Here is an 11,292-nt window from a genome sequence, read left to right on the forward strand (position 1 = left end):
CCCAAGCGCGTCGAGCCCAGCCTCGACACGCTGGTGCCGGAAAACCCCAACATGCCCTACGACATGAAGGAGCTGATCCTGAAGGTCGCGGACGAGGGCGACTTCTACGAGATCCAGGAGGATTTCGCGAAGAACATCATCACCGGCTTCATCCGGCTCGAGGGCCGCACCGTGGGCGTGGTGGCGAACCAGCCGATGGTCCTCGCCGGCTGCCTCGACATCGATTCGGCGCGCAAGGCCGCGCGTTTCGTGCGCTTCTGCGACGCCTTCGAGATCCCGCTGCTGACCTTCGTCGACGTGCCGGGCTTCCTGCCGGGGACGAAGCAGGAATACGACGGCATCATCAAGCACGGCGCCAAGCTCCTCTTCGCCTACGGGCAGGCCACCGTGCCGAAGGTCACCGTCATCACCCGCAAGGCCTATGGCGGCGCCTATGTCGTCATGGCCTCGAAGCACCTGCGCGGCGATTTCAACTATGCCTGGCCGACCTCCGAGGTGGCCGTCATGGGCGCCAAGGGTGCGGTCGAGATCCTCTACCGCTCCGAACTGGGCGACGCGGAGAAGATCCAGCGCCGCACGCAGGACTACGAGGACCGCTTCGCCAATCCCTTCGTCGCCGCCGAGCGCGGCTTCATCGACGAGGTGATCCAGCCGCGCTCGACCCGGATGCGCGTGGCGCGCGCCTTCGCCAGCCTGCGCAAGAAGAAGGTGGCGACGCCCTGGAAGAAGCACGACAACATCCCGCTCTGAGCGCGTGCGTTTCCCTGCCCCGAATATCCCCGCAGGAGGCCGGTGTGCCATTGCGGGTGCCGTCTGCGTGGCGAGCGCGGCGGCGCCCCTCGCGGCAGAGGGGATCGCGGTGCCGTCCGGCCAGCCGGTGGAGCTGATGGAGGTGATCGCCGAGGAGGGGCGCGCGGGGCCGGTCCTGCGCTACCGCTACCTTGCGCCGGAGGCCCCGGGGCTGGCCTACGAAACGCGCGAGGCCGACATGGCGCATCTCTGCGATCGTCATGCCCTTCCGCACGCGCGCGCGGACGATGGCGCGCCGGCCCGCATCATCGTCAGTCTCGCCGAGGCCCCGGTGCCCTTTGCGGAACTCGACCCCGAGGTGACGCAGGTTTTCGAGGCGTACCGGATCGAGGGCGACCAGTGCAGATGGGAGGCGTTCTGATGGCGGTGCAGGGGGCCGGGATTTTTCGCGCGAGGCGTGGCGCGGATGCGACACTCGCGCCGCCGCGCGCAGAGCATTGCGTCAGCGCATGTATTTCCGGGAACGGATCGCTTAGGTTGGGCGATGGTTGCGTGCAAGTGACCGCACTCTGCGCGGCATACCCTGCGGACGGTAATGTCCGTACGGGGCAATCCGCTTATGACAGGAGAAACAGATGTCGAAGAGCATCAAGCTGCTTGCCATGCTGGGTTTCGTTGGCGCCGTTGCCGCCTGCGCCCAGCAGGAAGAAGAGTTCGTCGTGGTCGAGCCCGAGCCGATCACGACCGAGCCGGAATCGACCGGCAAGTACAAGTAAGACCGGACGGGGGCAGGCGAGGCCTGCCCCCGACCTTCGCCCGCGCCGCGGCGCTCGCCGGGAGCGGGCCACATGATCAAGCATCGCGGATTTCCTTCGCGCCAACCGGGTACGGATTTCCAGTTCACGATCCGGCGCGCGAACGCGAAAGGTGCGACGCCTCTCGCGCGGCGCGAGCGGTATGCGGATCGGCGCCCGGCCGACCGCGCGGCAGACGTGGCCTTTCTCGGGGCCCTTGTCGCCCATTTCGGAGATGCGCCTTTCGTGCGCGGCAATCTCGACGCGGGGCGGCTTTCATGGCTTTTCGGCCGCGAAGTCCTGCCCTGCGACGACCCTTTCGATCCCTGCGACTACGAGGCGCGGCTGATCGTCGACGTCGAGGCCGCGCGCGCGGCTTTTCCCGAGGTCTTCGATGGGGACGACCCGGCATGAGCGCGGTGGTCGAAACAACATATGCGCGAGTTTCCGCCGGGTCCGGGCGACGTCTCGCTGCCACGGCGATTTCGGCGAACAAGCGGTTGCAGAGGGCGGCCATCTCGGGAAATGTACAACCAGTGCGGGCATGTGTCGCGATGATCGATGCAGAGCAGGCCCGCCACCACCGTTACCCTCCCCTTCATGGGCGGCCCGGCCGGACTCACGGTCGGCCGCCCCTCTTTTCGTCACGCGCTCCGGAACCGGCGGCGCGGGCGCCCGGCACGCCGGGGTGGGCGGTGGCGGCGTGCGGCGCATGGCGCCGACCCATGTGCGGGCCACGGGGGCAGGCGCCCCGCGTGGTCCTGTGTCTTGAAGAAGCGGGTCCCGAGCGGCCCGCAACGGGAGAGGGGAGCGGATGTTCAAGAAGATCCTGATCGCCAACAGGGGCGAGATCGCCTGCCGCGTCATCAAGACGGCGCGCAAGATGGGGATCGCCACCGTCGCGGTCTATTCCGACGCCGACAGGAACGCGCTGCACGTCGAGATGGCCGACGAGGCCGTCCACATCGGCCCGGCGCCGGCGAATCAGTCCTACATCGTCATCGACAGGGTGATGGAGGCGATCCGCCGGACCGGCGCCGAGGCGGTGCATCCGGGCTACGGCTTCCTCTCCGAGAACCCGAAGTTCGCCGAGGCGCTGGAGGCCGAGGGCGTCGCCTTCATCGGTCCGCCCAAGGGCGCGATCGAGGCGATGGGCGACAAGATCACCTCGAAGAAGCTCGCCAAAGAGGCCGGCGTGAGCACCGTGCCCGGCGTCATGGGCCTGATCGAGGATGCCGAGGAGGCTGTCCGCATCTCCTCCGAGATCGGTTACCCGGTGATGATCAAGGCCAGCGCCGGAGGCGGCGGCAAGGGCATGCGCATCGCGTGGAATGACGGGGAGGCGCGGGAGGGCTTCCAGTCCTCGAAGAACGAGGCCGCCTCCAGCTTCGGCGACGACCGCATCTTCATCGAGAAGTTCGTCACGCAGCCGCGCCACATCGAGATCCAGGTGCTCGCCGACCAGCACGGCAACTGCATCTACCTCGGCGAGCGGGAGTGCTCGATCCAGCGTCGCAACCAGAAGGTGATCGAGGAGGCGCCCTCGCCCTTCCTCGACGAGGAGACGCGCGCGCGCATGGGCGCGCAGGCCACGGCTCTCGCGCAGGCGGTGGGGTACACCTCGGCCGGGACGGTCGAGTTCATCGTGGACGGGGAAAAGAACTTCTATTTCCTCGAGATGAACACCCGCCTTCAGGTGGAACACCCGGTCACCGAATTGATCACCGGCATCGACCTCGTCGAGCAGATGATCCGCGTCGCCGCCGGCGAGAAGCTCGCCCTCGCGCAGGACGATGTGCGGCTCGATGGCTGGGCGATCGAAAGCCGCCTCTACGCCGAGGATCCCTACCGCAAGTTCCTGCCGTCGATCGGGCGGCTCACCCGCTACCGCCCGCCGGAGGAGATCGTCACCCCGGAACGCGTCGTGCGCAACGACACCGGCGTCTACGAGGGGGGCGAGATCAGCATGTACTACGACCCGATGATCGCCAAGCTCTGTACCTGGGCGCCGACGCGCGCCGCGGCGGTCGAGGGCATGCGCCAGGCGCTCGACGGCTTCGAGGTGGAAGGGATCGGCCACAACCTGCCGTTCCTCTCGGCGGTGATGGAGCATCCGAAATTCGTCGCCGGCGAGATGACGACCGCCTTCATCGCCGAGGAATGGCCCGAGGGCTTCGCCGGCGAGACGCTCACAGCCGAGGCGCTGCGCCGTGTGGTGGCGGCGGCCGCCGCAATGCACCGCGTCGCCGAGATCCGGCGCACCCGGATCTCGGGGCGGATGGACAACCACGAGCGCAAGGTGGGCGCCGACTGGATCGTGACGGCGCAGGGCGAACGCCACGTCGTCACCATCGACGCAGACCGCGAGGGTGCGACGGTGCGTTTCGAGGACGGCACCGAGCACCGGGTCGTCGGCGACTGGACGCCGGGGCGCCCGCTCGCGCGGATGACCGTGGACGGCGCGCCGCTCACGCTCAAGGTGGGCAAGATCACCGGCGGCTTCCGCATCCGCACCCGCGGCGCGGACCTGCGCCTGCACATCCGCACGCCGCGGCAGGCCGAGCTTGCCGAGCGGATGCCCGAGAAGGTGCCGCCCGACACCTCGCGGATGCTGCTCTGCCCGATGCCGGGGCTGCTGATGAAGGTCGACGTCGAGGCGGGCATGGAAGTGCAGGAAGGCCAGCCGCTCTGCACCGTCGAGGCCATGAAGATGGAGAACATCCTGCGCGCCGAACGCACGGCGGTGGTCGCCAGGGTCAACGCGGGCCCCGGCGACAGCCTTGCCGTGGACGATGTGATCATGGAGTTCGAGTGAGAGGCGAGGCCGTCATGGCCGCGAGGGCGCCGGTCACGGCCGGCGTGCCTCGGCGCTATCCGCGGTCTTCGCTCTGGTCGCGCACCTCGCGCTGGCGGAGGGGTTGCTTGTCGATGGAGCGGGTGATCTCGCGCACGTCCCAGGGCAGCGGCTTGCGGGCGATCACGGAGCCGTCCTTGGCGATGATGGCGAGCATGAAGCCGCGCGGGCGCAGCGCCTGGCGCAGGTCGGAGCGCGCCGCCGGGTCGGTGTCGGTCAGCACGACCACGTCGCGGTCGATGAGCGGCTGCTTGCGCCCGCGGATCGAGTCCATCTGGTCGACGAAACTCGGATCGTTCGGGCTGTTGGCGAAGACGATCACCGGCCGCGCGACCCAGTGGAAGTCCTCCAGCGTGGCATCGGTCCCGTCGCGGATGAGGGACGGTTCTTCGGTCTCGGTCTCGGATTCGGTCTCGGATTCGGCCTGCGCGGCCCCGGCCTCCTGTGCGGCGACCGGGGCGGCGGCGAGCGCGGCGAGAAGAAGCGCAGCGAAACGGGTCATGGCACCTCCTGTCAGCGAATATATAGGGGGCATGACCGGAAAAGCGAAGCCGCCGCAAGCCTCTCGGGCACGATTTGCCGCGCGCCGCGGCGCGATTGCCGGGGGGATGCGGAACCGGGGCGGGGCGCGGTCCGCGACCGCCCGCCGAAACATGGGAAGGACGAGAGCATGACGTCGAAATTCGAGACGTGGCGCAAGCTCGCCGAGAAGGAACTCAAGGGCCGCGATCCGGCGGAGCTGACCTGGGACACGCTGGAAGGCATCCCCGTCAAGCCGCTCTACACCGAGGAGGATCTGGCGGAGCTCGACCACCTCGGGAGCCTGCCGGGCGAGGCGCCCTTCGTCCGCGGCCCGCGCGCGACGATGTACGCCGGCCGGCCCTGGACGATCCGGCAATACGCGGGCTTCTCGACGGCGGAGGAATCGAACGCCTTCTACCGCCGCGCGCTCGCCGCCGGGCAGCAGGGCGTCTCGGTCGCCTTCGACCTCGCCACCCATCGCGGCTACGACAGCGACCACCCGCGCGTGCCGGGCGACGTGGGCAAGGCGGGCGTCGCCATCGACTCGGTCGAGGACATGAAGATCCTCTTCGACGGCATCCCGCTCGATCAGGTCAGCGTGTCGATGACCATGAACGGCGCGGTGATCCCGGTGATGGCGAATTTCATCGTGGCGGGCGAGGAGCAGGGCGTCGAGCGCGCGAAACTCTCGGGGACCATCCAGAACGACATCCTCAAGGAGTTCATGGTCCGCAACACCTACGTCTATCCGCCCGAGCCCTCTATGCGGATCGTGGGCGACATCATCGAGTACACCGCCAACGAGATGCCGCGCTTCAACTCGATCTCGATTTCCGGCTACCACATGCAGGAGGCGGGCGCGAACCTCGTGCAGGAACTCGGCTTCACGCTGGCCGACGGCAAGGAATACGTGAAGGCGGCGATGGCGCGCGGCATGGACATCGACCGCTTCGCGCCGCGGCTCTCGTTCTTCTTCGCCATCGGCACGAACTTCTTCATGGAGGCGGCGAAGCTGCGCGCCGCGCGCCTGCTCTGGCACCGCATCATGGAAGAGCTCGGCGCCAAGGACCCGAAATCCAAGATGCTGCGCACGCACTGCCAGACCTCCGGCGTCAGCCTCGCCGAGCAGGACCCCTACAACAACGTCGTGCGCACGGCCTACGAGGCGCTCTCGGCGGTGCTCGGCGGCACGCAGTCGCTGCACACCAACGCGCTCGACGAGGCGATGGCGCTGCCCTCGGACTTCTCGGCACGCATCGCGCGCAACACGCAGCTCATCCTGCAGGAAGAGACGGGGGTGACCAACGTCGTCGACCCGCTGGCGGGCTCCTACTACGTCGAGAAGCTGACGAGCGACCTGGCCGAGAAAGCCTCTGAGCTCATCGCCGAGATCGACGGCATGGGCGGCATGACCAAGGCCGTCGCCTCCGGCATGCCCAAGCTCCGCATCGAGGAGACGGCGGCGACCCGGCAGGCGATGATCGACCGCGGCGAGGAGGTGATCGTCGGCGTCAACAAGTACCGCCTGCCGCAGGAGGAGGAGCTCGACATCCTCTCGATCGACAACGCCAAGGTCCGCGCGAGCCAGATCGCCCGGCTCGAGGACGTCCGCGCGCACCGCGACCAGGCGGCCTGCGACGCCGCGCTGAGCGAGGTCGAGCGCGTGGCAGGCGAGGGCGGCAACCTGCTCGGCGCGGCGGTCGAGGCCGCGCGGGCGCGCGCCACGGTGGGAGAGATCAGCATGGCGATGGAAAAGGTGTTCGGCCGCCACCGGGCGGAGGTCAAGACGCTCGCCGGCGTCTACGGCAAGGCCTACGAGGGCGACGCGGGCTTCGCCGCGATCCAGACCTCGGTCGAGGCCTTCGCGGAAGAGGAGGGCCGCCGGCCCCGCATGCTCGTCGTCAAGATGGGCCAGGACGGCCACGACCGCGGCGCCAAGGTGATCGCCACCGCCTTCGCCGACATCGGCTTCGACGTGGACGTGGGCCCGCTCTTCCAGACGCCGGAGGAGGCCGCGCAGGACGCGGTGGACAACGACGTGCACGTGGTCGGCATCTCGAGCCAGGCGGCGGGGCACCGCACGCTCGCGCCCCAGCTCGTCGAGGCGCTGCGCGCGAAGGGCGCCGAGGACATCCTCGTGATCTGCGGCGGCGTGATCCCGCAGCAGGACTACGATTTCCTGAAGGAGGCGGGGGTCAAGGCGATCTTCGGCCCGGGCACCAACATCCCGGAGGCGGCGCAGAACATCCTCGACCTGATCCGCAAGGCGCGACCGGGCGCGGCGGCCTGAGACGGCAGAGAGGGGGGCTGTCTGCCCCCCTCGGCGGCTTGCGCCGCCTCACCCCCCGAGGATATTTGACCCAAGAAGAAGGAGCCGGGACGGTGCAGGGCATGGAGATCGACCACCTCGCCGTGGCGGGGGAGACGCTGGAGGCCGCGGCGGCGCATGTCGAGGCGGCGCTCGGCGTGACGCTGGCCGCGGGCGGGCGGCACGCGCGCTTCGGGACCTGGAACCGGCTTCTGGGCCTCGGCGCGGGGGAGTACCTGGAGGCGATCGCGGCGGACCCTTCGGCGCCGGCGCCGGGGCGGGCAAGGTGGTTCGGTCTGGACGGGCTTGCCGGGGCGCCGCGGCTGCAGGCCTGGATCGTCCGGGTGCCGGATCTCGACCGGGCGATCGCCGCGCTGCCGGAGGCGGGGGAGGCCGTGGCGCTGGAGCGCGGTGATCTGCGGTGGCGCATGGCGGTGCCGGAGGCGGGCGCGCTGCCCTGGGACGGCTGTTTCCCGGCGCTCATCGAATGGGAGGGCGCGGCGCACCCCGCGCCGCGGCTGCCCGAGGCGGGCTGCCGGCTCGCCGCGCTCGAGGTCGCGCATCCGGAGGCGGAGCGGCTCGCCGCGCGGCTCACGCCGCATCTGGACGACGCGCGGGTGCGTTTCACGGCGGGCGCGCCGGGGCTCGTGGCCGAGATCGCGACGCCCGGCGGCCTGCGGCGTCTCGCCTGAGGGGGCGCGGGCGCATGGGCAATCCGCGCAGGCGGCGCTAGACTCCGCGCATGTCGATCTGGCGCCGCATCGCCGACGCGGTCTCCGCGCTCCGTCAGGGGGAGAGCCTGAGCACCGTCTTCGACCGGCTGCGTGCACCGCCGGAGCGGACGGTCGCCTTCACCATCGCGGTGATCGCGCTCGGCGCGAAGATGGCCAAGGCCGACGGGCGGGTGACGCGCGACGAGGTCGCTGCCTTCCGGGAGGTCTTTCGCCTCGCGCCGGAAGAGGAGCGCAACGCCGCAAGGGTCTTCGACCTCGCGCGGCAGGACGTGGCGGGCTACGAGGCCTACGCCCGGCGCATCCGCGCGATGTTCGGCGCCGGGAGCCCGACGCTCTGCGACCTGATGGAGGGGCTCTTTCACATCGCGCTCGCCGACGGGGCCTACGACCCGCGGGAGGACGATTTCCTCGCCCGGGTGGCGGAGATCTTCGGGCTGCCGGAACGGGAGTTCCGCGCGCTCCGGGCGCGCTTCGTGCCCGAGGGGCGCGATCCCTACACCGTGCTCGGCGTCACGCCGGAGGCGGATCTGGACGAGATCCGCGCGGCCTGGCGGCGGCAGGTGCGCGAGACCCATCCGGACGTGATGCTCGCCCGCGGCGTGCCGGAGGAGGCGATCCGCCTTGCCGAGCGCCGGATGCAGGACATCAACCGCGCCTGGGAGGAGATCCGCGCGGAGCGCGCGGCCTGAGCGGGCTATGCCGGGGGCGTGACCTGCGTTACGCTTGCCGCCATGACCCGGACCGCCTGCGCCCTGATCCTCGCCCTCGCCGCTGGCCCGCTCGCGGCGCAGGAGGCGGAGACGCCGGACGAGGGCGAGAAGGGCCGACGCCTGATGGAGGAGGGCGCGCGGCTCTTCTTCCGCGGCATCCTGTCGGACCTCGACCCGGCGCTGCGCGAGCTCGAGGGAATGGCGGAAGAACTCGGGCCCGAGGTGCGGGACTTCGCCCGCGAGATGGGGCCGGCGCTCGCCGACCTGATGGAGCGGGTCGAGGACTGGAGCGCCTACCACCCGCCCGAGATGCTGCCCAACGGCGACATCATCCTGCGCCGCAAGGAAGAGCGCGCCCCGCCTGCGGAGGAGGAGGAGGCGCCCTCCGGCCCGGTGGAGCTCTGAGGCTCAGCGCCGGCGGTCGAGCTTCGTGGAGAGATGGACGAGGCTTTCGGAGCCGCGCACGCCGCGGCTCTCGCCGATGCGGTCGAGGGCGGTGTCAAGCGTCTCGGTGTCCGGCGCGGCGAGGGTGGCGATCATGTCCACCCGGCCCGTCGTGGTGTGCACCGTCTCGACCTCCGGCATCGCCCTGAGACGGGCGAGCACCTCCGGCCCGGCGCGCGGTTCCACCGAGATCAGCACCGTCGCGCGCAGTGGGGCCGCGAGCGCCGGGCCGGGGCGCAGCGTGTAGCCCGCGATCGCGCCGGTGCGCTCCAGCCGCTCGATGCGCGCCTGGACGGTCGACCGCGCGAGGCCGAGGCGGCGCGCGAGCGTCGCCGCCGGCTGGCGGGCGTTCTCGGCCAGGAGCGCGAGGAGCGCGGTGTCGGTCTCGTCCATCTGTCGGCTGCTTCCGTCGTTTCGACGAAGATTAGGCCGCTTTCGCCGGAAGTGCCAATGCAAACCGGCGGCATGGCGGGGCATCCTGTGCCGGAGAGGCCGGAGACAGGCCCGAGCAGGGAGACCGCCATGACCCGAATGACCGATATCGCGCCGGATGTCGCGGAGCTTGCGCGCGGCGCGCCCGCGCGCCCGCTGCTGATCTTCGACGCCGAGCGCCTGACGCGGCAGGCGCGGCGGTTCCGGGCGGGCTTTCCGGGCCTTGTGACCTACGCGGTCAAGGCCAATCCGTTGCCGGAGGTGCTGCGCACGCTGGCGCGGGCGGGGATCGGGGCCTTCGACGTGGCCTCGCCCGCGGAGATGGAGGCGGTGCGCGCGGCCGTGCCGGGCGCGGTGCTGCACTACCACAACCCGCTGCGCACCCCGGAGGAGGTGGCCGAGGGCCAGCGTCACGGCGCGGTCTCCTGGTCGGTGGACGATGGCCCGGGGCTCGACCGGCTGGCGCCGCTCGCACGGGGCACGGAGGTCGCGGTGCGGCTGCGCCTTCCGGTGCCGGGCGGCGCCTATGACTTCGGCGAGAAGTTCGGCGCCGATCCGGAGGCGGCGGCGGCGCTTCTCGGGCGGGTGGCGGTGCGGGGCTTCGCGCCCTCGCTCACCTTCCACCCGGGCACGCAGTGCCGCGATGCGGAGGCCTGGGCTGCCTATATCCGCGCCGCGGCCGAGGTTGCGGAGCGGGCCGGCGTCCGGCTCCACCGGCTGAACGTGGGCGGCGGCTTCCCGCATTGCCCGGCCGACGACGGGATGCTGGAGGCGATCTTCCATCGCATCCGGGCCGAGACGCGCGCGGCCTTCGGCGCCGCGCCGCCCGCGCTCGTCTGCGAGCCGGGACGCGCGATGGTCGCGTCGGCCTTCGGCGTGCTCGTCGGCGTCAAGGCGCTGCGCGGCGACGGCGCCCTGGTGCTGACGGATGGCATCTACGGCGCGCTCGCCGAATGGCGCGACGTGCCGCGCGCGCCGGAGGTCACGGTGCTCGACCCCGCAGGGCGGCCGCGCATCGGCGCGGCGCGGGCGCGGGTGGTCTTCGGCCCCACCTGCGACAGCCTCGACCGGCTGCCGGAGCCGCTCGACTTGCCCGGCGACGTGGGCGAGGGCGACACGGTGCTCTTCGCCGGCATGGGCGCCTATTCGACGGCGCTCGCCACGCGGTTCAACGGCTACGGCGATCTTTCCCGCGTGCAGGCGCGCCTCGGGGACTGAGGGCTGGACAGCGCCGCGGCGCGGCGTAGGTTGCAGGCCGAACCACAGCGCGAGGGGAGCCGCGGGATGGAGAAGTTCGGGCGCAGCCAGCCGGTCACGCGGATCGAGGATCGCCGCTTTCTGACGGGGCACGGACGCTACGTGGACGATATCGCGCCGGAGGGCGCGCTGCACGCGGTTGTCGTTCGCTCGCAAGTGGCGCATGCCGATCTCGCCGCGCTCGACGTGGAGGAGGCCCGCGCGGCCGAGGGCGTGGCGCTCGTGCTGACCTGCGCCGACCTGGAGGCCGCGGGGCTGAACGTCGCCATGGGCGCGAGCCGGGTCGAGAACCGCGACGGCACGAAGGCCGCGCGCACCGACCGCCCGCTGCTGGCGCGCGACCGCGTCCGCTTCGTCGGTGAGCCGGTGGCGATGGTCGTGGCCGAGACGTTGCAGCAGGCGCGCGATGCGGCCGAGCTGGTCGTGCCCGACTACGAGGACCGGCCCGTGAAGCTCGACATCGCCCCGGGCGGCGAGACGCTGCACG

Annotated in this window: 12 protein-coding genes and 1 pseudogene; 11 read left to right on the forward strand and 2 right to left on the reverse strand. The window is 71.0% G+C overall.

The genetic code is table 11. From position 1 onward, the window contains the following. The 5 genes from ACESL7_RS07470 to ACESL7_RS07490 all read left to right on the forward strand — a co-directional run. Positions 1–750, forward strand: a 750-nt coding sequence (locus ACESL7_RS07470) for an acyl-CoA carboxylase subunit beta (RefSeq protein ID WP_372892689.1), incomplete at its 5' end; no start/stop codon positions are given. A 67-nt stretch (positions 751–817) separates the two neighbouring features. Next, positions 818–1,171, forward strand: a complete 354-nt coding sequence (locus ACESL7_RS07475) for a DUF6497 family protein (RefSeq protein WP_372892690.1) — start codon at positions 818–820, stop codon at positions 1,169–1,171. A 214-nt stretch (positions 1,172–1,385) separates the two neighbouring features. Further along, the gene (locus ACESL7_RS07480) at positions 1,386–1,526 is read left to right on the forward strand and encodes a hypothetical protein (RefSeq protein WP_372892691.1); all 141 of its coding nucleotides are present in this window, start codon (positions 1,386–1,388) and stop codon (positions 1,524–1,526) included. Positions 1,527–1,598: 72 nt separating this feature from the next. Then, on the forward strand, positions 1,599–1,958 hold the full coding sequence (locus ACESL7_RS07485) for a hypothetical protein (RefSeq protein ID WP_372892692.1): 360 nt from the start codon (positions 1,599–1,601) through the stop codon (positions 1,956–1,958). A gap of 400 nt (positions 1,959–2,358) precedes the next feature. After that, positions 2,359–4,359, forward strand: coding sequence for an acetyl-CoA carboxylase biotin carboxylase subunit (locus tag ACESL7_RS07490; RefSeq protein ID WP_372892693.1), 2,001 nt, complete (start codon positions 2,359–2,361; stop codon positions 4,357–4,359). A 55-nt stretch (positions 4,360–4,414) separates the two neighbouring features. On the opposite strand, the gene ACESL7_RS07495 is transcribed toward ACESL7_RS07490, so the two are convergent. Further along, positions 4,415–4,900, reverse strand: a complete 486-nt coding sequence (locus ACESL7_RS07495) for a DUF4174 domain-containing protein (RefSeq protein WP_372892694.1) — start codon at positions 4,898–4,900, stop codon at positions 4,415–4,417. Between the two features lie 168 nt (positions 4,901–5,068). Here ACESL7_RS07495 and scpA point away from each other — a divergent pair, with 168 nt between their 5' ends. The 4 genes from scpA to ACESL7_RS07515 all read left to right on the forward strand — a co-directional run bounded on the left by scpA (position 5,069) and on the right by ACESL7_RS07515 (position 9,077). Next, complete coding sequence (scpA, locus tag ACESL7_RS07500) at positions 5,069–7,210, forward strand: methylmalonyl-CoA mutase (protein ID WP_372892695.1); 2,142 nt, start codon at positions 5,069–5,071, stop codon at positions 7,208–7,210. A 101-nt stretch (positions 7,211–7,311) separates the two neighbouring features. Beyond that, complete coding sequence (locus ACESL7_RS07505; protein WP_372892700.1) at positions 7,312–7,920, forward strand: VOC family protein; 609 nt, start codon at positions 7,312–7,314, stop codon at positions 7,918–7,920. Positions 7,921–7,970: 50 nt separating this feature from the next. Further along, positions 7,971–8,651: a TerB family tellurite resistance protein gene (locus ACESL7_RS07510; protein ID WP_372892696.1), complete on the forward strand. Its 681-nt coding sequence runs from the start codon at positions 7,971–7,973 to the stop codon at positions 8,649–8,651. A 42-nt stretch (positions 8,652–8,693) separates the two neighbouring features. After that, entirely contained in the window at positions 8,694–9,077 is a 384-nt protein-coding gene (locus ACESL7_RS07515) for a hypothetical protein (RefSeq protein ID WP_372892697.1), read from the forward strand. A 3-nt stretch (positions 9,078–9,080) separates the two neighbouring features. Here the strand turns inward: ACESL7_RS07515 and ACESL7_RS07520 are convergent, their stop codons facing one another. Beyond that, the gene (locus ACESL7_RS07520) at positions 9,081–9,509 is read right to left on the reverse strand and encodes an Lrp/AsnC family transcriptional regulator (RefSeq protein WP_372892698.1); all 429 of its coding nucleotides are present in this window, start codon (positions 9,507–9,509) and stop codon (positions 9,081–9,083) included. A gap of 129 nt (positions 9,510–9,638) precedes the next feature. On the opposite strand from ACESL7_RS07520, the gene ACESL7_RS07525 reads away from it, so the two are divergent. Together ACESL7_RS07525 and ACESL7_RS07530 are read left to right on the forward strand one after the other, a co-directional pair. Continuing rightward, positions 9,639–10,766 carry an alanine racemase gene (locus ACESL7_RS07525; RefSeq protein ID WP_372892699.1) on the forward strand — a complete coding sequence of 376 codons (1,128 nt, stop codon included), beginning with the start codon at positions 9,639–9,641 and terminating at the stop codon, positions 10,764–10,766. A gap of 66 nt (positions 10,767–10,832) precedes the next feature. Continuing rightward, positions 10,833–11,292: pseudogene (locus tag ACESL7_RS07530) on the forward strand (xanthine dehydrogenase family protein molybdopterin-binding subunit); the annotation flags it as partial.

It is taken from the genome of Rhodosalinus sp. (assembly GCF_041685465.1).
Classification (GTDB): Bacteria; Pseudomonadota; Alphaproteobacteria; order Rhodobacterales; family Rhodobacteraceae; genus Rhodosalinus.